Origin of the sequence: Nocardia sp. NPDC019395 (assembly GCF_040632335.1) — a bacterium.
In the GTDB taxonomy this organism is placed as follows: Bacteria; Actinomycetota; Actinomycetes; order Mycobacteriales; family Mycobacteriaceae; genus Nocardia.
The window spans coordinates 385,084-409,587 of the sequence record NZ_JBEYBT010000001.1 but is presented as its reverse complement, the minus strand read 5'-3'; the positions used below and the strand labels follow the sequence as shown (position 1 = coordinate 409,587).

General features: G+C 67.2%; 22 protein-coding genes. 10 read left to right on the top strand and 12 right to left on the bottom strand.

What is annotated here, in order from left to right; all coding sequences use genetic code 11:
* Positions 1-3 precede the first annotated feature (3 nt).
* Entirely contained in the window at positions 4-900 is an 897-nt protein-coding gene (locus ABZ827_RS01885; protein ID WP_357231402.1) for a hypothetical protein, read from the top strand.
* Here the strand turns inward: ABZ827_RS01885 and ABZ827_RS01880 are convergent.
* A complete protein-coding gene (locus ABZ827_RS01880) occupies positions 876-1,805 on the bottom strand; it encodes a dihydrodipicolinate synthase family protein (protein WP_357231399.1) in 930 nt (309 codons plus the stop codon). The genes ABZ827_RS01885 and ABZ827_RS01880 overlap by 25 nt on opposite strands.
* Before the next feature lie 31 nt (positions 1,806-1,836).
* On the opposite strand from ABZ827_RS01880, the gene ABZ827_RS01875 reads away from it, so the two are divergent.
* Both ABZ827_RS01875 and ABZ827_RS01870 read left to right on the top strand, forming a co-directional pair.
* Positions 1,837-3,081: a M20 family metallopeptidase gene (locus tag ABZ827_RS01875; RefSeq protein ID WP_357231397.1), complete on the top strand. Its 1,245-nt coding sequence runs from the start codon at positions 1,837-1,839 to the stop codon at positions 3,079-3,081.
* A 151-nt stretch (positions 3,082-3,232) separates the two neighbouring features.
* A complete protein-coding gene (locus ABZ827_RS01870) occupies positions 3,233-4,384 on the top strand; it encodes a hypothetical protein (protein WP_357231394.1) in 1,152 nt (383 codons plus the stop codon).
* 61 nt (positions 4,385-4,445) lie between these two features.
* Here the strand turns inward: ABZ827_RS01870 and pafA are convergent, their stop codons facing one another.
* From pafA to dop, 5 genes are all read right to left on the bottom strand, one after another.
* Complete coding sequence (gene pafA, locus ABZ827_RS01865; protein ID WP_218024246.1) at positions 4,446-5,804, bottom strand: Pup--protein ligase; 1,359 nt, start codon at positions 5,802-5,804, stop codon at positions 4,446-4,448.
* Positions 5,805-6,099: 295 nt separating this feature from the next.
* On the bottom strand, positions 6,100-6,864 hold the full coding sequence (gene prcA / locus ABZ827_RS01860; protein WP_357231391.1) for a proteasome subunit alpha: 765 nt from the start codon (positions 6,862-6,864) through the stop codon (positions 6,100-6,102).
* On the bottom strand, positions 6,861-7,733 hold the full coding sequence (gene prcB / locus ABZ827_RS01855) for a proteasome subunit beta (RefSeq protein ID WP_357231388.1): 873 nt from the start codon (positions 7,731-7,733) through the stop codon (positions 6,861-6,863). The genes prcA and prcB overlap by 4 nt, the downstream gene beginning before the upstream one ends.
* The gene (locus tag ABZ827_RS01850) at positions 7,730-7,924 is read right to left on the bottom strand and encodes a ubiquitin-like protein Pup (protein WP_357231385.1); all 195 of its coding nucleotides are present in this window, start codon (positions 7,922-7,924) and stop codon (positions 7,730-7,732) included. The genes prcB and ABZ827_RS01850 overlap by 4 nt, the downstream gene beginning before the upstream one ends.
* 167 nt (positions 7,925-8,091) lie before the next feature.
* Positions 8,092-9,591, bottom strand: a complete 1,500-nt coding sequence (gene dop, locus ABZ827_RS01845) for a depupylase/deamidase Dop (RefSeq protein ID WP_357231382.1) — start codon at positions 9,589-9,591, stop codon at positions 8,092-8,094.
* A gap of 127 nt (positions 9,592-9,718) precedes the next feature.
* Here dop and ABZ827_RS01840 point away from each other — a divergent pair, with 127 nt between their 5' ends.
* The 5 genes from ABZ827_RS01840 to ABZ827_RS01820 all read left to right on the top strand — a co-directional run bounded on the left by ABZ827_RS01840 (position 9,719) and on the right by ABZ827_RS01820 (position 15,840).
* Entirely contained in the window at positions 9,719-10,900 is a 1,182-nt protein-coding gene (locus tag ABZ827_RS01840; RefSeq protein WP_357231379.1) for a DUF418 domain-containing protein, read from the top strand.
* A gap of 54 nt (positions 10,901-10,954) precedes the next feature.
* The gene (locus ABZ827_RS01835) at positions 10,955-11,563 is read left to right on the top strand and encodes a TetR/AcrR family transcriptional regulator (protein ID WP_357231376.1); all 609 of its coding nucleotides are present in this window, start codon (positions 10,955-10,957) and stop codon (positions 11,561-11,563) included.
* A 111-nt stretch (positions 11,564-11,674) separates the two neighbouring features.
* Positions 11,675-13,264 carry an FAD-dependent monooxygenase gene (locus ABZ827_RS01830; RefSeq protein WP_357231373.1) on the top strand — a complete coding sequence of 530 codons (1,590 nt, stop codon included), beginning with the start codon at positions 11,675-11,677 and terminating at the stop codon, positions 13,262-13,264.
* A gap of 324 nt (positions 13,265-13,588) precedes the next feature.
* Entirely contained in the window at positions 13,589-14,794 is a 1,206-nt protein-coding gene (locus ABZ827_RS01825) for a DUF3533 domain-containing protein (protein WP_357234369.1), read from the top strand.
* A 122-nt stretch (positions 14,795-14,916) separates the two neighbouring features.
* Positions 14,917-15,840: a helix-turn-helix domain-containing protein gene (locus ABZ827_RS01820; protein ID WP_357231371.1), complete on the top strand. Its 924-nt coding sequence runs from the start codon at positions 14,917-14,919 to the stop codon at positions 15,838-15,840.
* 43 nt (positions 15,841-15,883) lie between these two features.
* Here the strand turns inward: ABZ827_RS01820 and ABZ827_RS01815 are convergent, their stop codons facing one another.
* From ABZ827_RS01815 to arc, 4 genes are all read right to left on the bottom strand, one after another.
* A complete protein-coding gene (locus tag ABZ827_RS01815) occupies positions 15,884-16,561 on the bottom strand; it encodes a TIGR00266 family protein (protein WP_357231368.1) in 678 nt (225 codons plus the stop codon).
* 257 nt (positions 16,562-16,818) lie between these two features.
* Positions 16,819-17,187 (bottom strand): arsenate reductase family protein, encoded by a 369-nt coding sequence (locus ABZ827_RS01810; protein ID WP_357231365.1) that lies wholly within the window; start codon positions 17,185-17,187, stop codon positions 16,819-16,821.
* 84 nt (positions 17,188-17,271) lie between these two features.
* The gene (locus ABZ827_RS01805) at positions 17,272-18,810 is read right to left on the bottom strand and encodes a glycosyltransferase family 39 protein (RefSeq protein WP_357231362.1); all 1,539 of its coding nucleotides are present in this window, start codon (positions 18,808-18,810) and stop codon (positions 17,272-17,274) included.
* Between the two features lie 206 nt (positions 18,811-19,016).
* Positions 19,017-20,777, bottom strand: a complete 1,761-nt coding sequence (arc, locus tag ABZ827_RS01800; protein ID WP_357231359.1) for a proteasome ATPase — start codon at positions 20,775-20,777, stop codon at positions 19,017-19,019.
* A gap of 179 nt (positions 20,778-20,956) precedes the next feature.
* Between arc and ABZ827_RS01795 the strand changes: the two genes are divergently transcribed.
* Positions 20,957-21,490 carry a nuclear transport factor 2 family protein gene (locus ABZ827_RS01795; RefSeq protein ID WP_357231356.1) on the top strand — a complete coding sequence of 178 codons (534 nt, stop codon included), beginning with the start codon at positions 20,957-20,959 and terminating at the stop codon, positions 21,488-21,490.
* Between the two features lie 183 nt (positions 21,491-21,673).
* Here the strand turns inward: ABZ827_RS01795 and ABZ827_RS01790 are convergent, their stop codons facing one another.
* Positions 21,674-22,507, bottom strand: coding sequence for a tRNA (adenine-N1)-methyltransferase (locus ABZ827_RS01790; RefSeq protein ID WP_357231353.1), 834 nt, complete (start codon positions 22,505-22,507; stop codon positions 21,674-21,676).
* Positions 22,508-22,588: 81 nt separating this feature from the next.
* Here ABZ827_RS01790 and ABZ827_RS01785 point away from each other — a divergent pair, with 81 nt between their 5' ends.
* On the top strand, positions 22,589-23,485 hold the full coding sequence (locus ABZ827_RS01785; protein WP_357231350.1) for a RecB family exonuclease: 897 nt from the start codon (positions 22,589-22,591) through the stop codon (positions 23,483-23,485).
* A 136-nt stretch (positions 23,486-23,621) separates the two neighbouring features.
* Here the strand turns inward: ABZ827_RS01785 and hisG are convergent, their stop codons facing one another.
* Complete coding sequence (gene hisG / locus ABZ827_RS01780) at positions 23,622-24,473, bottom strand: ATP phosphoribosyltransferase (RefSeq protein WP_357231347.1); 852 nt, start codon at positions 24,471-24,473, stop codon at positions 23,622-23,624.
* Positions 24,474-24,504: the final 31 nt, after the last annotated feature.

Genomic DNA, 24,504 nt, shown 5'->3' with positions numbered 1-24,504 from the left:
CGCATGCGTATCGGCTTCGCGGGCGTCGCCCATTCGCACCCGTTCAGTGACGCGCGCAATGCGCAGGCGCTCGGGGTGTCCGAGCTGGCCGTCTGGGATGCCGATGACCACTCCCGGTGCGCGGATTTCGTCCGGGAGTGGTCGGCAACCAACTGCGAAACCCTCGACGGGTTACTCGACTGGGGCCCGGACGTGGTGATCGTGACGCCGCGGCCCCGGCGGGTCGCCGCGGTGGTGTCAGCGGTGCTGGATCGCGATATCGCGTGTTTTCTCAACAAGGTCCCGGCGGCGAACACAGCGGCCCTGGCCGACCTCGATGCTGCGGTCGGCACCCGGTCCGGGCGGTTCCTCACCTCCTCGGTGCTGCGGTTCGCGCCCGGGCTGCGCGCGTTCGCCGCTGAACTCGAGCCGCCGATCGCCGTACATGTCTCGGTGCGGCACGGGATCGATATCTTCACCACCCCCGAACGTCGCTGGCAGGACGATCCAGCCGACGGGGGCGGCACCGCGGTCTCGATGGGGCTGCACGCGTGGGAGATCCTCGATACCGTCCTCGGACGCGAGATCACACCACTGGGCGGTGTGGCGGCCCGTATACCGGACAGTCGCACGATTTCGGAGAACATCGTGACCCTGCACGCACTCGCTGCCGGGGACATACCCGTCAGCGTGGATATCGTCGGGGCAGGGATGGGCGAGGCCTACGAGGTGGTGGCGCACACCCGATCCGGTGTGCTCCGGAAATCGCTGGGCGGGTCCGATGACCTGGGTTACGTCGATTGTCTGCGCGCGGTGCTGGCGATGGCGCGGGGCGCACCCTCGCCGGTGCCATGGGAGCGCAGCCGCACTGTGGTGCGGACGACGCTGACCGCGGCTCAGCTCGCGCGCACCGGCGGCTGATCGCTCACGAGCCGGTGGAAGGAGGCCAGGACCTGGGCTTTCTCGTCGCCGGACAGCGAAGGAGCGTACGGGTCGATCAGCATATCGGCCGGCAGGATGCCCTCGGCTCCCGCGATCCAGGCCATCCGCTGTACGTATCCGTCGAACGGTTCCCGGAAGGTCGCTGCGGCGAACGCGTCGAGCCGGCGAGTGGCTTCCAGGAATGCGGGCAGATCGGGGCCGGAGAAGGTATCGAGTACGGCGCGAGTGAGACTCACCGCGGCGGCCGCGATACCGACGAGGGCGGTGTCGGCTCCCCAGGTCAGGGAGGCGCCGAACATCCGGTCTTCACCGGTGACGGCAAGTTTGCCGTGGTCACGGACCAGGGCTATCCGATCCTGGCACGCGATCGCCTCGGAGAGCCGGGCGAGCTTGACGGCCGCCACCGCGGGGTGTGCGACGACGGCGGCGAAGGTCGGGTCCGGATACGGCGCCGTGTACAGATCGAACGCGATCAGCGGCAGTTCGGCTGCCGCCCAGAGCTCGTCGAGATGGCGCAGCACCGCCGAGGTGTCACCGGGCACCGGGAACACCAGGACCGCTTCGGCGCCCGCGTCCGCCGCCACGCGGACTTCGCCGGCGTTCTCCACGCCGACCACGGTCGAGGCGCCGGCTCGCCGCGCGGCGTGGATCAGTTCGGTGCGCACGGCCCCGGACAGATGCGGTCCCCGGCCGGTGTGGGCGGCGATCGCCAGACCATCGGCTCCGGCCGCGACCAACGCGCGGAAGTAATCGGCCGCGAATTCGGGACGAGCCGCGCCGGCCGCATCGAACGGTGTGGCGGGGGCCGAATACAGGCGACCGCGTGCCGAATCCGCCCACTCGCGTGCTCTCCCGAACCACTCCATATCGCCAACCCTATCCATTTCCCGACACCATCCCGACGAGGAGTGACCGTTGACCGTTTCGATTCCCGATCTGATCCTGTTGCGTCGCGAACTGCACCGCAACCCGGAGGTGGGCCTGCAGCTGCCGTGGACTCAGGCCCGGATCCTGCGCGCACTCGACGGCCTGGGCCTGGAGGTGTCGACCGGCACGACAACGACCTCGGTCACCGCTGTCCTGCGCGGCGGCGCCGCGTCGAGTGCGGTGCGGCCCACGGTACTGATCAGATCGGATATGGACGCGCTCCCGGTAACGGAAGCCACCGGCCTGGACTACGCCGCCGCCAACGGCGCCATGCACGCCTGCGGCCACGATCTGCATATGGCGATCCTGGTGGGTGCGGCCCACCGGCTCGCCGCCCGGCGCGCGGAACTGGCCGGGGATGTAGTCCTGGTATTCCAGCCCGGCGAGGAGAACTGGGGTGGCGCACTCGCCATGCTGGCGGAGGGCGTTCTCGACGCGGCGGGCCGGCGCGCCGATGCCGCGCTCGGTCTGCACGTGTTCTCCTACGATCTACCGCACGCGGCATTCGGTATGCGCCGGGGCGCGATGATGTCGGCCTCGAACACCTTCACCGTCCGCTTCGCGGGCAGTGGCGGACACGGCTCCGCACCGCAGACCGCCCGCGACCCGATCGTCGCCGCGGCGGAATTCGTCTCCGCCCTGCAGACCGCGATCACGCGGACATTCGGCATGCTCACCCCGGTCGTCGCGACCGTCGGTCAGATCGCCGGCGGCCACAGCGGCAATGTCATCCCCGATACGGCCCGGGTCAGCGGTACGGCGCGGGCGTTCACCGCGGCGGACTCGGCACTGCTGCGGACGCTGGTCGCGCGGGTAGCGCACGGTATCGCCGCCGCACACGGTGTCGAGGCCGCGGTGGAACTCGACGAGGTCGCGATTCCGACCGTCAGTGCCGCCGCGGAGGCCGATTTCGCCATCGCCACAGCGCGCAACCTGTACGGGCACGCGGCGGTGGATGTGATGGAGAAACCCTGCACCGCGTCCGAAGACTTCTCGTGGTTCCTGGATCGGGTACCGGGCGCGTTCGTGCTGCTCGGCGCATGCCCACCCGATCGTGACCCGGCGGCGGCGCCGTCGAACCACTCGCCGTCCGCTGTATTCGACGACGCTGTCATCGACCGTGGGGTCCACTTCGAGACCGAGTGGACGGTCGCGCGACTGCGCACTCTCGCTACTTCCGGCGAGTCCGCCGATAACAACTCGATGCAGGCCCAGCATGGATACCCACAGTGAGGACCCGTGCGGAACGTGGACTCCGGAATGCGTTGTGGCCGTCCGGAGCTGGGAACAGCGATCGAGGCCTGTCGCGGGGATTCCGGTAGGGTTCGCGCTTCCCTCCGGGACCGGAACTGTTCTCAAGTGAATTGCGAGGTTGCTCCTTCAGATGACAAATATCGACCACGGCCGCGAGCGGCGTGACTTCGCACTGGTGGTTTTCGGGCATATGCGGGCGGCCGGAGTCGATGACGCCGCGTACGACGCGGAGGAGTTCGCCGTGCGATACGACGGCGGTGATGCCGTTATCCACCTCGCGAATCTCTTCGCGGAAACCCGTGAGCGGTCGCCCGAGGAAACCCGGGAATGGCTGGAGCGGATCATTCCCGCATTGGTGACGCCCGCGACCCAGCCGGACACCTGGGAGGAGGTGCGTCCACTGCTGCGACCGGTGCTGCGGAGTTCGACCTACACCCTCGCCGACCCCGGTTCGCGGGTGCGGCGCCCCCTCTTCCCGTTCGTGGACGAACTGCTGGCCATCGACTATCCCGACGTGATCAGTTTCCCCGACGAATCGAAACTCGCCGAATGGGGTGTGACGGCCGAGGAAGCGCTCACGGTGGCGCGGGAGAATCTGGCAGCGGTGACGCCGCCGATGGAGCTGCCGAACGACGGCATCGTGAAAATACAGGTCGATGAGGCGGACTATCTGTCGTCCTGGCTTCTCGTCCCGGATTGGCTGCTCGTCTCCACCGCGAACTTCGAGCATCCCCCGGTCGCGTTCGTCCCGGATCAGCAGACGTTGATAGTCGTTCCCGGCGATCCGGAGCTGTTGTCCGAGGCCTTCGAAGCGGTGGAGCAGGAATACCGGACGGCGGCCCGCCCGCTCTCACCGCAGGGATACACCGTCGACGAATCCGGCCTGGTGATCCCATTGGACTGGGTGACGACACCGAACGACGCCGAAGTGGCCCGGGCCCGCGCCGTACTGGCCGGCGCCGAATACGGCGCCCAGCACGAGTGGCTGGAGGAACATCACGAGGCGATTTATGTGAGCAGTCTGCTGGTGGCCGAACGAGAGGACGGAGTCCACACCGTCGCGGTCTGGGGCGAAGGAGTCGACGCGGCGCTACCGGTCGCCGATTTCATCGCGTTCGCCACCGAGGACGACCAGGGCTCGATCCAGGTGCCGTTCGAAACAGCCGTGGATATCACCGGGATCGCACCGATGCCCGGTATCCACCCGCCCCGCTACCGCACCGGCCGATGGCCCGAGCCCGCGGTGCTCGAACGTCTCGCGGAGGCCGCGGTGGCGTTCTGACCCGGGCTCGGGTGCGACCGCGAGGATCCAGGCGAAGAGCAGGGTTCCTCGAAGCCTGGGTTCACATCGAGGCGATGAGGCGGTCTACGCGTTCGTCCACCGAGCGGAACGGATCCTTGCACAGCACAGTGCGCTGGGCTTGGTCGTTCAACTTGAGGTGCACCCAGTCGACCGTGAAATCCCGGCCCGCCGCCTGGGCCGCGGTGATGAAATCACCGCGGAGTTTGGCGCGAGTGGTCTGCGGCGGGGTGTCCACGGCGGCGTCCACCGCGTCGTCCTCGGTGATCCGCTTGGCCAGCCCTTTGCGTTGCAGCAGGTCGAACACACCGCGACCGCGTTTGATGTCGTGGTAGGCCAGATCCAGCTGGGCGATCTTCGGATCGGCCAGTTCCATCCCGTAGCGTTCCTGGTAGCGCTGGAACAGCTTGCGTTTGATCACCCAGTCGATCTCGGTATCGACCTTGGCGAAATCCTGCGACTCCACCGCGTCCAGGGTGCGTCCCCACAGGTCCACGACCTGGTCGACCTGCGGATCACGTTCCCGGTTGCGCAGATGCTCCACGGCGCGGGCGTAGTACTCACGCTGGATATCGAGGGCGCTGGCCTGCCTGCCTCCGGCGAGCCGGACCGGGCGCCGCCCGGTGAGGTCGTGGCTGACCTCCCGGATCGCCCGGATGGGGTTGTCCAGCGCGAAATCGCGGAACGAGACCCCGGCCTCGATCATCTCCAGTACCAGGGCGGCGGTTCCGACCTTGAGCATGGTGGTGGTCTCGGCCATATTCGAATCGCCCACGATCACGTGCAGCCGCCGGTATTTCTCGGCATCGGCATGTGGTTCGTCGCGGGTGTTGATGATCGGCCGGGACCTGGTGGTCGCCGAGGAGACGCCCTCCCAGATATGCTCCGCGCGCTGCGACAGGCAGTACGTGGCCGCCTTGGGTGTCTGCAGCACCTTGCCGGCCCCGCAGATCAACTGCCGGGTGACCAGGAACGGCAACAGCACATCGGAGATCCGGGAGAACTCACCGGCCCGCACGACCAGGAAGTTCTCATGGCAACCGTAGGAGTTGCCGGCCGAATCGGTGTTGTTCTTGAACAGGTAGATATCGCCGCCGATCCCCTCCTCCGCGAGGCGCTGCTCGGCGTCGATGAGCAATTCCTCGAGCACTCGTTCCCCGGCCCGGTCGTGGGTGACCAGCTGGACCAGGCTGTCGCATTCGGCGGTGGCGTACTCCGGATGCGAACCGACATCGAGGTAGAGCCGGGCACCGTTGCGGAGGAACACGTTGGAACTGCGCCCCCACGACACCACTCGGCGGAACAGATACCGGGCCACCTCGTCGGGGCTGAGCCTGCGGTGCCCGTGGAAGGTGCACGTCACACCGAATTCGGTCTCGATCCCCATAATTCGTCGCTGCACACTATCGAGATTACAGCGCGGAATGATTCCTGCGGGTCAGTGCGGAAAACCCGATGTATACGGCTTGGCAACGATTAGGCCGTCGATCGTTCGCCGGATGGGCATACGGGACCCCGACAATGCTCCAACGGGCCCGGATCCCGGACAGCACCGAGTCCACCGCGCCCACGGACACGGCCCACGGACACGGCCCACGGACACGGCCCACGGACACGGCCCACGGACACGGCCCGTGCACCGGATGCGGTGCACGGGCCGGTGAACTCTCGGTCAGGTGCCGAACGTGACGCGCTGCTCAGTCCGTTTTTCCGCCGGTTTCGGGCTCCGCCGAGCCGGCTGCCTCGCCATCCGCACGGCCCGAACCCAGCAATTCCTCGAGGGCGCTACGGCCGATCCGGCGGAAGGCACGCCGGGGGCGTGCCCGCTCGAGGGTCGCTACCTCCAGCGAGCCGACACCGAGGACCCGTTTCTCCTTATCCGTTCCCTCGCTCGACTGCAGCGCCGCGACCGCGACCCGGATAGCCGAAACGAGATCGAGACCTGAGCGGTAGGACTCCTTCAGTGCCGCGACGATCGGCTCCGTGGTACCACCCATCACCACGTATTCGCGCTCGTCGACGATCGAACCGTCGAAGGTGATCCGGTACAGCACCGATTCCGGCTCCTGCTCGGCGTAGCTCACCTCCGCGACGCAGATCTCCACCTCATAAGGTTTGAGCTGGTCGGTGAAGATCGATCCGAGCGCCTGAGCGTAGGCATTCGCCAGGGCCCGGCCGCTCACATCGCGGCGGTCGTACTGGTAGCCCCGCAGATCGGCCTGCAGGATCCCCGCGCGGCGCAGGCTCTCGAATTCGTTGTACTTACCGACGGCGGCGAAACCGGTGCGGTCGTACAGTTCGCTGACCTTGTGCAGGGTGGCCGACGGATTCTCCGCGACGAACACCACGCCCTCGTCGTAGGCGAGCACGATGACACTGCGGCCGCGGGCGATACCTTTGCGCGCGAGTTCGGTCTTGTCGCGCATGATCTGTTCGGCGGACGCATACAGCGGCAGGGTCATGCCCGTGCGCTCCCTTCCTCAGCGGCCTCGCGGTCGGCCGCGATACCGCGGGCGATCTCCTCCAGCCGGGATTCGGCCACCTCGACCGCCCCCTCCTCGTCGACGAGGATCGCTGTGGGATAGATCCCGCGAAGCAGATCGGGGCCACCGGTGGCGGTATCGTCGTCCGACGCGTCCACCAGAGCCTCGACGGCGATCCGCAGGGCGCGGTCGGCATCGATTCCCTTGGTGTACAGCTTCTTCAACGAGGTTCTGGCGAACATCGAGCCGGAGCCGACGGCGGTGAAACCGAACCGCTCCTCGCTACGTCCGCCGACCACGTCGTAGGAGACGATCCGGCCGGCCCGGTCCGGATCCGTGGCCTGCTGATCGAAGCCGACCAGCAGCGGCACCACGGCCAGACCCTGCATGGCGGCCGGCAGATTGTCGCGCACCATCTTCGACAGTTTGTTGGCCTTACCGTCGAAGGTCAGCGAAACACCCTCGATCTTCTCGTAGTGTTCGAGTTCCACCGCGAACAACCGCACCAGTTCGATGGCCATACCCACGGTCCCGGCGATACCGGTCGCCGAGTAGGTATCGGTGATGTGGACTTTTTCCACATCACGGCCGGCCAGCAGGTTGCCCTGGGTGGATCGCCGGTCACCGGCGATCAGCACACCACCGCGATAGGACACCGCGACCACGGTCGTACCGTGCGGTGCGATATCCCCCGCGGCACCGCCGCCGGGATTCCCGGCGGCGGTGGGCTGGCCCAGCACGTCGAATCTGTTGCTGGGCAGCAGATCCGGCGCGTTCTGGCGCAAATGTTCGGAAAAGGATGACAGGGCGTACCCCAAATGGAGACGCGTGGGGTCACCTGCGGTCACTGGCCACCTTTCTGCACGTAGGCGCGAACGAAGTCTTCGGCGTTCTCTTCGAGCACATCGTCGATCTCGTCGAGCAGGTCGTCGGTGTCCTCCGCCAGCTTCTCGCGCCGCTCCTGACCGGCGGCGTCTACGCCGTCGACGCCGTCGTCATCGTCGCCGCCCCCGGCGCGTTTGGTCTGCTCTTGTGCCATCGCAGCCGACCTCCTCTGTTTCCACCGACCGGACGCTGGTGCGTACCGGACGAATCATGAGCAACCTCGTGTGCTCGTTCTTCAACACTACCCAGCCGGGCCGACACGTAGTCGGATTACGCCTCACCTCGAGGGCGGGATCCACCGCACGCCGACCGGCGCGACGCTCAGGTGGTGAGCTGTTTAACCAGTTCAGCGGCGGTATCGACACCGTCGAGGAGCTTGCCGACATGAGCTTTGGTCCCGCGCCGGGGCTCGAGCGTCGGAATCCGTACCAGCGAATCACCGCCCAGATCGAAGATCACCGAGTCCCAGCTCGCGGCCGCGATATCGGCCCCGAAACGGCGCAGGCATTCGCCGCGGAAGTAGGCACGGGTATCGGTGGGCGGTTTGGTCATGGCGTCCAGCACCTGCTGTTCGGTGACCAGTCGTTTCATCGAGCCCCGGGCCACGAGCCGGTTGTAGAGGCCCTTGTCGAGACGCACATCGGAATACTGCAGATCCATGAGGTGCAGTTTGGGCGCCGCCCAGCCCAGCCCTTCCCGGCTGCGCATCCCCTCGAGCAGGCGTAGTTTCGCGGGCCAATCGAGCAGGTCGGCGCATTCCATGGGATCGCGTTCGAGCTTGTCCAGCACCATCGACCAGTTGTCGAGGATATCGCGCACCCGCGCATCGTCGATGCCTTGGACCTCGACGAATTTGGCGACTCGTTCGTGGTAGAGCCGCTGTATCGCGAGGCCGGTCAGTTCGCGGCCGTCGGCCAGCGCTACCGTCGCGCGCAGCGTGGGGTCGTGGCTGATGGTGTGGACCGCGGTGACCGGGCGGGCCAGTTGCATATCGGACAGGTCGGCGCCGGATTCGATGAGATCGAGGACGAGCGCGGTGGTGCCCACCTTCAGGTAGGTCGACATCTCGGCCAGGTTGGCATCGCCGATGATCACGTGCAGGCGACGGTATTTGTCCGCGTCGGCGTGTGGTTCGTCGCGGGTGTTGATGATCCCGCGTTTGAGCGTGGTCTCCAGGCCGACCTCGACCTCGATGTAGTCCGACCGTTGCGATAGCTGGAAACCGGCATTGTCCCCGGACTGGCCCATCCCGACGCGCCCGGATCCGCAGATCACCTGGCGGGAGACGAAGAACGGCGTGAGGCCGAGAATGACCGCGTTGAACGGGGTTTCCCGGCTCATCAGATAGTTCTCGTGGGTGCCGTAGGAGGCACCCTTACCGTCGACATTGTTCTTGTACAACTGCATCCGGGGCGCGCCGGGCACGCTCGAAGCGTGCCGGGCGGCGGCCTCCATGACCCGCTCCCCCGCTTTGTCCCAGATCACCGCGTCCATCGGGTCGGTGACCTCGGGGGCGGAATATTCCGGGTGCGCGTGGTCGACGTAGAGCCGGGCACCGTTGGTCAGAATCATATTCGCCGCCCCGACCTCGTCGGCATCGATAACCGGCGCCGGGCCGTTCATCCGGCTGAGATCGAAACCGCGGGCGTCGCGCAGCGGCGATTCCACTTCGTAGTCCCACCGGGTGCGCTTGGCGCGGGGCACCCCCTCGGCCGCGGCGTACGCCAGTACCGCCTGAGTGGAGGTGAGGATCGGGTTGGCCGACGGTTCGGTGGGTGTGGATATCCCGTACTCGACCTCGATACCGATGATGCGCTGCATATCATCGAGCGTAGGCGACGATTCGCATCCGGCACGTGAGCGGCGCTTCGGCCCGCACGGATGAATCATCCCCCGAGTCGTACTTTCGGTGGATGCCGGCACCGGCCGTCGGCCGCATGCTCGGGATATGACCAGCACCGCAGCCGATTCCGCGACCGCCGGATCGACGCCCCGCCCCTCTCGGCTGGTGGCGCTCGATGTGCTGCGCGGTATCGCCATACTCGGCACTCTCGGCACCAATATCTGGATCCTCACCGACCCGGAGGGCATGGTCGGTTACCTGAACCGGCTCGCCGTCGCCCCCGAGGACGGATGGATGTGGCTCGAGAAGGTGCTCCAGCAGCTGGCTCAGGGAAAGTTCCTGGGCCTACTGACCGTGATGTTCGGTATCGGCCTCGCCATCCAGCAGACCTCGGCGCAGCGGGCGGGCCGGCCCTGGCCCGGCGGGTATCCCTGGCGGGCGGCACTCCTGTTCGTGGACGGCCTGCTCAATTTCCTCCTGATCGCCGAGTTCGACGTGCTGATGGGGTACGCGGTGACCGCTGTGATCGTCGCTTTCCTGCTCGGCCGCAGCCCCCGGGCCCAGGGCCGATGGCTGATCGGCACGCTGTGCGCGCACGTGGCGATGATCGCGGTCTGGGCCCTGAGCCTCGCGGCGCGGCCACCCGCCGATCCGCGCGCGACGGAAGCGCTGGCGCCGAACCCGTACGCCGACGGCTCCTTCTGGGACCTGGTGCTGTTCCGGCTCGAGAACGCCGGCCTGTTCCGGGTCGAACCCGTGCTGATCCTGCCGTTGTCGATCGCTCTTTTCCTGGTGGGCGCCCGGCTGTTCCGGGCCGGAGTGTTCGCCCCGGCGGGCGCGCGGTTGCGCCGGCGGCTCCTGATCGCCGGTTTCGGAATCGCCGCGCCCGTCGATCTACTGCTCGGTGTGCTCGGCGGCGGAGACTGGGTGCTGATCACCCGGTATGCGCTCGCGCCGCTGGTTTCCCTCGCCATTCTGGCCCTGGTCGCCGAGTTCTACCTGCACCGGCCGCGGACCGGTTTCGCGGGCCGTCGGCTGTCGGAGGTCGGCCGGACCGCGTTGAGCTGCTACATCCTGCAGAATCTGGTCGCCGCGATCCTCTGCTACGGCTGGGGGTTCGGTCTCGCCGCGCGGTTCACCCCCGACGCCCGGGTCCCGTTCACCATCGCCACCTATCTGGTGGTCGTCCTGGTGATCACGATATTCGCCCACTACTGGTTGCGCTGGTTCGACCGGGGCCCGGTGGAGTGGCTGTGGCATATCGGCTACCAGCGCATCATGCGGTAAACTTTCCCACCAGGTAATATTGCCCATCGAGCAATCTTGTGTCATTCTGGACGTATGGCCGACGAACCGAGTCTCGGACTCCGGGAACGCAAGAAACGCGATACCCGCAAAGCACTCAGCGATGCCGCACTGGAGCTGATGTTCGAACGCGGACTCGAGAACGTGGTCCGGGAGGACATCGCGGAACGGGCCGGGGTCTCGGTTCGCACCTTCAACAACTACTTCGCCGGAAAATACGAAGCCCTGGCCTACCGGCATATCGAACGCGTCCGCCGCAGTGCCGAACTGCTACTCGCCCGCCCTGATGACGAGCCGATCTGGACGGCGCTCACCGAAGCGCTGATCGAACCCCTGCGCGACGACGGCGCGGGGGGCCCGCCCACCGCGGCCATGCTCGCCGAGACCCGGAAATTGCAGGCCGCACCCGAGATGCAGGCCGTCACGGCCAAAGCGGTCGGTGACGATCTGGTCGCCGCTGTCGCGCAACGAACCGGCACAGCTCCGGGTGATCTCTACCCGAAGCTGGTCGCCGCCACCGTCAACGCCGCTCACCTCGTCGTACTCGAGTCCTACACACAATCGGATCCACCCGTCCCGATCACGACCCTGCTGCGCGAAGCCCTGACGCAGCTGTCCCGGGGACTCCCCGAACCCGGCAACTGACACCTCCCCGTCCTCCGAACGCCTTCCGACCGCAGGCGGAATCCCTCCTGCCCACATTCGGCGCGCCCGCAGTGCGCCGTATCCCACCGCACCGATAGAGGTTGCCCCACCATGCCCGAATTCAGAACCACCGAGCACCGGCACGACGTGATCATTTCCGGCGCCGGCCCGAATGGACTCATGCTGGCCTGCGAACTCGCACTCGGCGGGATCCACCCGATCGTCCTGGATGCGCTGCCCGGGCCGAGCGACGAACCCAAAGCCAACGGTTTGGTCGGACAGGTCGTGCGGTTGCTCGATATGCGCGGGCTGTACCCGGGATTCGCGGCGGAACTGGCCCGCCGGGGGTTTCCGGGCGAGCCCGAAATCCCGCAGCCGAGCCCGCACTACATCTTCGCCGGTATGCCACTGGACCTGGCCGGAGTACCGGACAACCCGCTCTACGGCCTGCCGGTTCCGCAACCGCTACTGGTGCGTCTCCTGGCCGACCGTGCCGTCGAACTCGGCGTCGACCTGCGGTGGGGGCACCGCCTCGACGAGGTCGCCGATCACGGAGAGTCGGTGACGGTCACGGTGTCCCACGCCGGCGGCACCTATCGCCCGACCGCACGTTTCCTGGTCGCCGCCGACGGCGGACGGAGTCCGGTGCGTAAACAGCTCGGCATCGCGTTCCCCGGCCTCACCACCGGCGACCGGATCACCCGGATGGGCCACGCCGAGGTACCGGCCGAACTGCGTACCGCCGACGGCGGTATCGAGATTCCGGGAGCCGGCCGGTTCCACTTCGGTCACAACAGGATCGAGCGCGGCGGAATGTTCGTATTCGCCGAACTGATCCCCGGCACACCGATGGTCGGCGTCACCGAGTACGACGCCGATCCGGTCGCCGAGGACACACCCATGACCTTCGACGAGTTACGCGCCGGTATCCGCCGTGTCCTCGGCACGGATCTGCCGATGCGTCCGCCCGCCGGCCCGGGTCCGCACGCACTGCGCCGCACCGTCGACCAGAACACCCGGCTGGCCGAGCGTTACCGGCACGGTCGCGTTTTCCTGCTGGGAGATGCCGCCCACGTGCATTCGGCCACCGGCGGCCCGGGCCTCAATCTCGGTCTGCAGGACGCGATCAATCTGGGCTGGAAGCTGGCGAAACACCTGCGAGGCACCGCACCGGACGCACTGCTCGACACCTACGAGAGCGAACGGCGACCGGTGGCCGAACGCGTCATCCTGCAGAGTCTCGCGCAGACCGCGCTACTCGCCCCGGGACCGGAGGTCACCGCCCTGCGCGGACTGTTCGAGGAGATCATGGGTATCCCCGGGGTGTCCGGGCATATCGCACACCTGCTGGCCGGCTCGGATGCGCGCTACGATGTCGGTGACGAGCACCCACTGTCGGGGTTCCTGGTCCCCGATCTCGTGCTCGAGACCTGCGACGGGCGCCGGCGGGTCGCCGACCTGCTGCACACCGCACGACCGCTTCTCCTCGATCTGGGCGCCGGAATCTCCCTCGGCACGGCATACCGGGACCACATCGATATCGTCTCCGCCACTACGACCGATACCGATGCGGCGGCCCTGCTGATCCGGCCGGACGGCTATATCGCCTGGGCCACAAGCGAACCCAGTGACACCGGACTGCACGCGGCCTTGGCGCGCTGGGTCCGCCCGGCACGCCCTGTGGCTGCGCGGATGGGATGACGACCGGGGCAGCGGGCGTCGGAGCCGCCCGGCGGAGCGTGATCGCTCGCACGACCGTCCGCGTCCGAGGTGTCCGACACACTTACGTGCTCTGCCTGTACTCGCCGGGTACCTGCGACCATGATCGGACCGGCACCGGTCGGCGATACCGCGGGCGGTCGGCCGGCGTCCGTTACCCGAAGGGAGTGCAGGGTGGAGCCGAAGCGCGCAGACGGCGAGGCGGATACCGATACCGCCTCATCGGCGCAGGTAACCGATGTACCGCCACGGCGCCTCACGGCGATCCGGACATGGGTCGGGCCGCTGGTGGTCGTCACCGCGCTGATGGCGCTGCTGTCGACCATGTATCTGGGCTATGTCATCGACCCGGAGAAGAATCTGCACGACTTCCCGATCGCGCTGGTGAATCAGGACGACGGCGATATCCGCGACGGCACCCCGATCAATATCGGCGATCAGATCACCGAGGCGCTGACCCAGCGGGTTCCGGCGGACAAGGTCGATCTGCGGGTGACCGGTATCGGCGAGGCGCAGCGACTGCTCGGAAACGGTGAGGTCTACGGCGCGATCCTGCTGCCCAGCGATCTGTCCAAGCGGTTATCGATTCTCGGCGCCGGTGCCGTGGTTCCCGGGGATATCGAACGGCCGGCCATTACCGTGATCACCAATCCCCGCACCGGTACCTACGCCACCCAGATCGTCCAGATCGTGGCCCAGCAGGCGCTGACACAGGTCGACACCGAGGTCGGCAAACAGCTGACGGCGGCGGTCGAGGCCGAACTCGATTCCGCTCCCGCCGGTGGTACCGAGCTCACCGGCGCCGCCCGCCTCGTCCTGGCCGACCCGATCGATGTACTGATCGACCCCTACCGGCCGCTACCGGACGGCACCGGCCGGGGCCTATCGGCGTTCTTCTACACCCTGCTGGTGGTCCTGGCGGGGTTCACCGGAGCCATGATCGTGCACACGATGGTGGATTCGGCGCTGGGCTTCATACCGGCCGAATACGGACCGTGGTTCGTGCACCATCCCACCGCGCCGCATTCCCGATTGCGCACACTGCTGTTGAAATGGGGGGTGATCACGGTGGCGGCACCGATCGTTTCCGGTGTCTACCTCGGTATCGGGACACTCCTGCATATGCCGATCGACCACGCCTTGGCCCTGTTCCTGTTCACCACACTGGCGATCGTGGCCGTGGGTGTGACCGCACTCTCGATCCTGGCGGCGTTCGGTTCGGCCGGTCTGCTGGTGAATCTGGTGCTGTTCATCGTGCTGGGGCTGCCCTCGGCCGGTGCCACCATTCCGCTGGAAGCCTCCCCGCACTACATGGCCTGGCTGGCCGCGTTCGAGCCGATGCACCAGATCTATCTCGGGGTCCGCTCGATCCTCTACTTCGACGCCCACGGCAACCCCGGACTCGCGCGTGGCGTCGGGATGAGCCTGCTCGGGCTCGCCGTGGGGCTGGTACTCGGCGCGGTGACGACGTCCGTCTACGACCGGAAAGGCCTGGAACGCCGCAGCCGGTGAGCGGCCCGGGATCACGCAGCCGCTGCGCGGCCCTGATTCGCTCCACAACACCACCGTCCCGGCCACGCCGACTGCGCAAGATCGGTCAAGCAGGTCCGCGGCCCAGCAGCCAGACTCGGTAGGTGACCACCCGACGTGACCGACTGCGCGAACTGCTGGATGCCGTTCTCGACGAGGACAATGCGACCCTCGGCCAGATGGCCGCCGGCGTCTACTCGTCCCCGTTCCATTTCGCCCGGCAGTTCAGCCGCGGCACCGGTGAATCACCGGTGAGCCTGCGGCGGCGCGTGCTCCTCGAGCGGGCCTGCTGGCAACTCGGCGGCGGTGCCTCCGTGACAGAGGTGGCCATCGCTGCCGGGTACGACACGGTGGAGGGTTTCAGCCGAGCTTTCACCCGCGCCTTCGGCCATCCCCCGAGCGCCACCCCGCCACCGATGACCAAGACTCCTCGATGGCTGCCGTCGGTGAACGGGATCCATTTCCATCCCCCCATATCGCTGTGGGTAGAGGGGGAACCGAAGGGACGTTCCGATATGGACCCGACCGCGCTGCTGCTGCACCACGATCTCGACGACACCCGGCTGCTCCTGAAGGCGGCGGCCGGGTCGAGCGAGGAGCAGTACCGGCGAACGCGGGCAGGCGCGGCGACCGTACTGCCGTGGGACGGACCGGAGGATTCGATCGCCACGGCCCTCGACCATCTGATCCGGACCAAGGAGGTGTGGCTCGCCTCGATAGACGGCGCCGATACGCCCGGACACGGTGGCGACGATGTGCCCGCGCTGCTGGCACGTCTCGACGAGGTGGGACCGCGCTGGCTGGATACGATTCGCGAGATCGATCGCCGCGGCGGCTGGGGCGACACCCTGATCGACGCACTGTGTGAACCACCGGAGAGCTTCGTACTCGGCAGTGTGATCGCCCATGTGCTCACCTACTCCGCGTATCGTCGCCAGCAGGTGCGGTACTGGATGCGCGAGGATTCACCGGAGAACGACGCCCTCGGCTGGGGCGATCCGATCGACTGGCTGCGCAGACGAACGTGAGACGACCGGACGGCTCCGTTCGAACCCCGGTGACCGCGCCCGGCTAACCCGAGGAAACCGACGCGGTCCAGGAGGCGAAGGCCCTGGGGTTGCGGGTCTGCAGCAGTACGCGCCCGGGTCCGGTGAAATCGAAAACCAGCCCCTCACCCGATTTCAGTGATTGCAGGGACCGGCCGGAGACCGCTCGGCGGATGGTGAACTGTATCGAGAGATCGTAGGCAACGACGTGCCCGGTATCTACGGTGACGAGTTCGCCGGGAGCCAGATCGACGATATCGATGGCACCGAAGACCCCGACCACAACATCCCCCTCTCCGTGCGCGCGGAGGCCGAATCCGCCTTCGCCGCCGAAGAGGTTCGCGAAACCGCCCCATTGGCTCTCCACTCGCACACCGGCCGAATTCGCGATCCAGCCGCCGCGGCTGATGAAATACGGCCGGTCCGGCGATATCGGGAGCGCGAGCATGTCACCGGGCAGCGAGGGTGCCACATCGACCCAGCCACCGGCCTCGGGTGCGGTGAATGTGGAGACGAAGAACGATTCGCCCGACAGCACCGAACGTTTCAGCCCGGCGAGGATCCCGCCCTCGGCTTTGGCCTCCAGGGTCACTCCGGCCGAATGCGCCACCATGGCACCGGTTTCCACCCGCACCGGCTCACCCCCCGCCAGAACACACCGCGCCATGGTCGACGACGGATTGTGCCGCAGTTCAACTTTCATGAGCCGACACTACCGCCCCCGTGAGTCACCGTCCGATGTTCGGTCCGCGGTCCATCGAAAGGGCCACCTACCGTTGTCCGCCACGGTTTCGCGGGTGGATCCGCGGGCGTTCAGTGGCCGACCATATGCCGGGTCTGCCCCGGAAATGGCCGATATCGACCGGTTTGCCCGGTGCGGTGGGGCCCGGGTAGCCACTCGCTGTGTGTCCGGGTCACCCGGAACGCACCCGCGTTACTTCCCGGCAAACGGGAGGTGAATCAATCCAGCAATCGCAGGGCATCCGCGTCGCGGGCGACGAGCGCGCGCCCGTCGGCGGTGAAAACGATGGGACGCTGGATGAGACGCGGATGCTCGGCGAGCGCGGTGATCCAGCGTTCCCGGTCCGCGGCGGTGCGACCCCAGCCGGACATACCCAGTTCCTTGGCGATGTCCTCACCGGTCCGCGTGATCTCCCACGGTTCGGCGCCCAGCCGATCCAGGACTGCCCGCAGTTCCGCCGCGGTCGGTGGATCCTCCAGGTAGCGGCGGACCGTATACGCGGCGCCGACGGCATCCAGATGTGCCAGCGCCGCCCGGCTCTTGGTGCAACGCGGATTGTGCCAGACCTCGGCTTCCGGAGTACTCATACAGCGAGCGTAGCGGTCCGCATCTCGGTTATCGGCACCACCGGCAGATGCGGCCGTTCCGGCGCGCACCTGCCGTCGCCACCACTACATATGCATCCACTCCGGCCATACCCGCGACCACGATTCGCGTGGTTGGGCGCATTTCCACAGCGTGAGATCGCGGGTGGTGCCGAGGAACCCGAGCCGGGTGTCGACCCGCCCGATCGGTTCGAGTACGGCGAATTGGCTCCGCAGCCGGTCCTCGTCACCCCCCACGCACACCATGGTGGTCGCGGTATCGGGAGGTGCGCCGAAGTATCCGAACCCACGGGCGGGGCTGTACACCCCCGGCAAATCGTCACCCGCCAGGTGGTCCAGTGCGCCCGCCTGCCAGTAACTGTCGGCGATGACGGCAGACGCCGCCTGTTCTCGCGGCGTGAGCGAATCGTGGGCCGCGACCACCGCGGCAGCCAGCTCGGGCCACCCGAATTCACCGTAGAGCCCGATCTGGATCGCGGCCGCGGCCTCGTCCTCGGGCATGACTATGTCCTCCGGGGGCTGCCAAGGCGTCGATATGAGCACAACCAGTATCGATACGGCGGCCAGCACCGCCCCGGATCCGATGAGGACGCGTCGGCGCCATCGCGACGCGGAACGGGTCACCACCTCGGTCAGCCCGACGGCACCCGCGGCGAATATCACCCCGTACATACCGGCCACGTAGTAGATCCGGCCGCCGGATACCAGGAAGACGATAAGCAACAGCAGGGCGGTGGCACCGAGGAAGCGGTACGGCCGCAGCGAATCACGCCGCAGCAGCGCCCAGACCCCGTAGCACAGGAGCACCGCGCCCAGCACACCCGCGATCAGCACCGCCAGCGGAACGAATGCGACCGGCCCGCCGGTGGCCTGCTGCTCCTGCCGCACCGCGGCGGTCAGCGCCAGCTGCGGCCACCCGCGATCGGCCTGCCAGAGCAGCAGCGGGGCCGAAACGAGCAGTACGCCGAACCCGCCCAGCCACAGCAGCGGCCGGCGCACCAGATCACGGGGACCGAAAAACAGCGAACTGACTGCCACGGCCAGCCAGAAGAACGGGATCAGCCATTTGACCTGCATATCTACGGCCGTCGCCGCGGCCGCGACCAGGAGCAGGCCGTCGCGCCGGGTCCGTACCCAGCGCACGACCAGCCAGGTGATCAGCACCCACAGGGCGGTATCGATGGCGTTCGTCGACAGATTCTTGGCCTGCAGCAGCAGGAACGGCGAGGTAGCGTAGCCCACCGCGGTCAGGACCTGCGCGACGCGACCGCCACCGAACTCCCGGGCGATCTGCGCGCTCACCACGATCGCAACCACGGTCAGCAGGATGGCCGGCAGCCGCAATGCCACCAGCGATCCGGGAGCGACGGTATCCATCGCCAAAGCGAGAAACGGCAGCACCGGCCCCTGATCGGCGTAGCCGATCGATAAGCGCCGGCCCGCTGCCAGAAAATACAGTTCGTCGCCGAAATAGCCGTAGCGGGTCGCCGAGAGGACCAGTACAACGGCCGATACGGCGGCGACGCCGAGCACCGGGGCCGTGGCGAACGAGCGGGCGGCGGGAGCCTCCGGCACTGGATCGGTAGCGAGGGTCGTCGTCGTCACGGGCACTCCTGACTGTGGGCCGGGTAATCCAGAACATATCGGTGCCACAACCGTGCTGCCGTCCCCCTGACGAACGATTCCGGAATGAGCATTGCGGGGTAGCGGGCTCCACCCGCAGACCTACCCGCACTCGGCCGAAGTGCCTGTGGCCCAGTACAGACGAGGGCCGCGCTCCCGATGGAAGCGCGGCCCTCGCAGCAGTGCCGTTACAGGTACTGGCCGGTGTTGGATTCGGTATCGATCGCCCGGCTCGCGCTGGCGTTCTTACCGGTGACCAACGTACGGATGTAGACGATCCGCTCGCCCTTCTTACCCGAGATACGGGCCCAGTCATCGGGATTCGTGGTGTTGGGCAGGTCCTCGTTCTCGGAGAACTCGTCCACGATCGAATCGTAGAGATGCTGGATCCGCAGACCCGGATTGCCGGTATCGAGCACCGCCTTGATGGCGTACTTCTTGGACCGGTCCACGATGTTCTGGATCATGGCACCGGAGTTGAAGTCCTTGAAGTACAGGACCTCCTTGTCACCGTTGGCGTAGGTGACCTCCAGGAAGCGGTTGTCCTCGCTCTCGGCGTACATCCGGTCCACCACCCGCTCGATCATCGCGCGGATGCAGGCCACCTTGTCGCCGTTGAACTCGGTCAGATCGTCCGCGTGCAGCGGCAGATGCTCGGTGAGGTACTTCGAGAAGATGTCCTGCGCGGATTCGGCGTCGGGACGCTCGATCTTGATCTTCACGTCCAGCCGGCCGGGCCGCAGGATCGCGGGGTCGATCATATCCTCGCGGTTGGAGGCGCCGATGACGATGACGTTCTCCAGCCCTTCCACACCGTCGATCTCGCTGAGCAGCTGCGGCACCACGGTGGTCTCCACATCCGAGGAGACACCGGAACCGCGGGTGCGGAAGATCGAATCCATCTCGTCGAAGAACACGATCACCGGGGTGCCCTCGGACGCCTTTTCCCGGGCCCGCTGGAAGATGATCCGGATATGGCGCTCGGTTTCACCCACGAACTTGTTCAGCAGCTCGGGACCTTTGATGTTCAGGAAGTAGGACTTCGCTTCCTTGGCATCCTCACCTCGCGCCTCGGCGATCTTCTTGGCCAATGAGTTGGCGACGGCCTTGGCGATGAGCGTCTTACCGCAGCCCGGCGGGCCGTAGAGCAGGACGCCCTTCGGCGGGCGCAGCGCGTATTCGCGGAACAGGTCCTTGTGCAGGAACGGCAGCTCCACGGCGTCGCGGATCTGCTCGATCTGCCGGCCGAGACCGCCGATATCGTTGTAGCCGACATCGGGCACCTCTTCCAGCACCAGATCCTCGACCTCGGCCTTCGGAATCCGCTCGAACGCGAAACCGGCCTTGGTATCGACCAGCAGCGAATCACCCGGCCGCAGCTTGCGCACCGGGGAGTCCGGATCCTCCATATCGTCGGCATCGGCGAGTTTGGCCAGCGGACCGGACAGCCAGACGACCCGCTCTTCGTCCGCATGGCCGACGACCAGGGCGCGGCGGCCCCCGTCGAGGACCTCGCGTAGCGTGCCTATCTCACCGATGGCGTCGAACAGACCCGCCTCGACAACCGTCAGCGCCTCGTTCAATCGGACGGTCTGGCCGTACGCGAGCGTGCTGGTGTCGATATTCGGCGAGCAAGTCAGTCGCATCTTGCGGCCGGAGGTGAATACGTCGACGGTCTGATCCTCGTAGACACCGATCAGAATCCCGTAACCGCTGGGCGGCTGACCGAGCCGGTCGACCTCCTCACGCAACGCGACGAGTTGCTGCCGCGCTTCTTTCAGGGTATCCATCAGCTTGGTGTTGCGAATGGTCAGCGAATCGATACGGGCTTCCAATTCCCGTGAGCGATCCGGTGAGTCGGCGAGTTGCCTCCGGAGTGCAGCCGCTTCGGCGCGTACTGCCTCGAGTTCTCTCCAGGCCGCCGAATCCGAATTCTCGATGGGGCTCATGTGCTGCTCCTCCCAGTCCCGGTCTATCAACGCTACCGGGCGCGACCCGTTTGCGCTGTCCGACATGGTTTCGTCGTGATCACATATGGTCCGCGGCGGTTCGCTGGTCAAACCATGTTAGCCTCCCCTAACCCTAATTCGGTGGGCATCCCCACCGACTAGCCGAAAGGTTGCCAGCTATGCACCTTCCCGCACGGACGCTGTGGTTGTCCCGAGCCGCGGCGACGACGGTCGCGGCCGCCGCCCTGGCGGTGGGACTGACGGCATGCGGATCAGACGACGGCAGCGGTACCCCCGAGACGAGCGCGGCCACCAGCAGTGCCGCGGCCCCCACCACGGCCGAACACGACCACGGCGATTCCGGGGACGCGCCCACCGCGGAGAGCCTACAGGCCACCCTCGAACAGATCACAAACCCGGATGTCTCGGTCGACGACAAGGTGAACCTGATCGTCGACGGCGAGAACCGGCGTGACCTTCTCGACAAGCTCAACGCGGCATTGCAGTCCTACCGGGGCATCACCTACCAGGTCGCCGAGGTCACCGTCGACGGGGATACGGCCACCGGTCAGACCACCATCACCAGCCCCACGGGCCAGACCGCCCCGCCGATGCCGATGACCTGGCAGCACCAGGACGGCACCTGGAAACTGTCCGACGACGCTGCGTGCGTCCTGCTCAGTTTCGCGCAGCTCCCCTGCACTCCCGCCTGACAGGGCGCAGCCGGCCGGCGCCCCGTACAGACCGGGCACGGCCGGTGCCGGCGGTCGGCGAAGCGCGTGGCCGGCCGCCGGCGCGGGGGATCCGTAGCACCGCTCAGGTCCGGGACCCGCGGTGAAGTGCCGTACACCGGCCGTCCACCACGGGTGCCGCCGTTCGAGCCGAGAAACGGCCCGTCAGCCCTTCGAGGGCCGGCGCTGGGGCTTCGGGGTCACCACACCCTCGGCGAGCCGGCGAGCGCTCACCAGGAACGCGGTATGCCCCTGCATCCGGTGTTCGGGCCGCACCGCCAGACCCACGACATGCCAGCCGCGCACCATCGACTCCCAGGAGCGCGGTTCGGTCCAGCACTGCTGTTCGCGCAGGGCTTCGACCAGCTTCGACAGCTGGGTCACCGTCGCGACGTAGACCATCAGCACCCCGCCGGGGACCAGGGCTCGGGCGACGGACGGCAGCGCATCCCACGGAGCCAGCATGTCCAGTACGACCCGGTCCACCTCATCCCCCGGGTAGTCGGCCACATCGGCGACCGTCAGCTCCCAGTTCTCCGGCCGCTCGCCGAAGAACCGTTCCACATTCCGCACCGCGTGCTCGGCGTGGTCCTCGCGTATCTCGTAGGACACCACGGACCCCGTCGGCCCGACCGCACGCAACAGTGAGCAGGTCAGCGCTCCGGAACCCGCGCCCGCCTCCAGGACCCGGGCGCCGGGGAACATATCGCCCTCGTGCACGATCTGGGCGGCGTCCTTGGGATAGATCACCGCCGCGCCGCGGGGCATGGACATCACGTAGTCGGTCAGCAGCGGGCGCAGAGCCAGATACGGGGTGCCGTTGTTGGAGTGCGCGAGCGTGCCCTCCTCGGCGCCGATCAGATCGTCGTGGGCGATGGCGCCGCGGTGGGTGTGGAACTGTTTGCCCGGCTCCAGCAGCACCGTGTACAACCTGCCCTTGGCGTCGGTCAGCTGCACCCGGTCGCCGACGACGAATGGCCCGGTCCGTCTGGCCGTCATGGATCTCCGTTCCCTGTTCCGCCTCCGCGCGCGATTGCGCGCGTGGGCACCGTGTCGGTACCGACGGATAGCCTGCCAGGTATGGCAGCGCCCCCGAGCACACCCCCGTCGAGTCGCGGCCCCGAGGCGGCTCCCCGGCCCGCACGTCCGGCGCTGTCGCCTTCGCGCGCAGCGGATTTCAAACAGTGCCCGCTGAAGTACCGCCTCCGCGCCATCGACCGGATCCCGGAAGAGCCCACCCGTCAGGCGGTACGCGGCACGGTGGTGCACGCGGTCCTCGAGGATCTCTATGCGCTACCGGCCGCCGAACGCGATCCGGAACGAGCGATGACACTCGCCGGCCCCGCGTGGGTCCGCGTACTCGCCGGACAACCGGATGCGTCACGACTGATCGACGGCGACGAAGAACTCGAGGAATTCCTCGACGAGGTCCGGGCGCTGGTACGCACCTACTACCGGCTCGAAGATCCGCGGCGCTTCGAACCGGAATCCTGCGAAACCCGGCTCGAGGTCGAACTGGCCGACGGCGCCCCACTGCGCGGTTTCGTCGACCGCATCGATGTGGCACCCACCGGGGAGCTACGGGTGGTGGACTACAAGACCGGCCGGGCGCCGGGCCCCGACCGGGAAACCCGGGCCCTGTTCCAGTTGAAGTTCTACGCACTGATGCTGCTGCGCAGCCGCGCGGTGGTGCCGGCCCAGCTACGACTGGTGTACCTGGCCGACGCCCAGTTGCTCACCTACACCCCGGACGAGCAGGAACTGCTCCGATTCGAGCGCACCCTCATGGCCCTGTGGGAAGCGGTGCGTGCGGCGGGCAGCACCGGAGATTTTCCGCCGAATCCGGGTTGGCTGTGTGATTACTGCGCCTACAAATCCCTCTGTCCGGCATTCGACGGAACACCGCCGCCGTACCCCGGCTGGCCCGCGCACGAAGAATCCGCCGCCGAAACCTTCGCCGAATCGATATCGGACTGAAATTTGCGCCGGCGCCGCGCACGCGGGGTTTCGACCCTTCCGGGCGGTGTTTCAGCACAGATGGGCCCCGACCTCCCGGGGGCCCCGCTGAGCGAGGCACCACCGGTGGGCACGAGCCGGGGTCGGCCGACTCCTGTCAAAAAGCGCGGCAGGAGCGGATATCGGTGGCGAGGATCGCGCGGGCGCCCAGTTCGGCGAGCTGGTCCATCAGTTCGTTGCCCTGTTTGCGCGGGACCAGCGCGCGGACCGCTACCCAATCCGGGTCGGCCAGCGGGGCGACGGTCGGTGATTCCAGGCCCGGGGTGAGCTGTGCGGCCGCCTCCAGCAGACTCTTCGGGCAGTCGTAGTCGAGCATCAGATACTGCTGAGCGAACACCACACCGCGGACCCTGGCAATGAGCTGGTTACGTGCCCGGTCGCGCTGATCGGAATCGGCCTGTTCGACCAGCACCGCCTCGGAATCGCACAGCGACTCCCCGAAGGCCACCAGGTTGTGCTGGCGCAGGGTCCGCCCGGAACCGACCACATCGGCGATCGCATCGGCCACGCCGAGCTGGATCGAGATCTCCACCGCACCGTCGAGCCGGATCACCTCGGCCTGGATCCCGCGCCGGGACAGATCGGCCAGTACCAGGTTCGGGAACGAGGTGGCGATCCGTTTGTCCTGCAGATCCCGGACCGTCCAATCCTTACCCTGGGGCGCGGCATAGCGGAAGGTGGAACCGCCGAACCCGAGCGGCAGGCGTTCGGCCACCGGCGCCCCGGAGTCGAGGGCCAGGTCACGGCCGGTGATACCGAGATCCAGTTCCCCGGAACCGACGTAGATGGCGATATCTTTCGGCCGCAGGAAGAAGAACTCCACCTGGTTGGCCGGATCGAGGACGGTGAGGTCCCGGGAATCGGTGCGCTTGCGATAACCGGCCTCGGAGAGGATCGCGGCGGCGGATTCGGAGAGTGCGCCTTTATTGGGTACTGCGACGCGCAGCATGGCTGGTCCTTTCGGCTTCGGAGGTATGGGC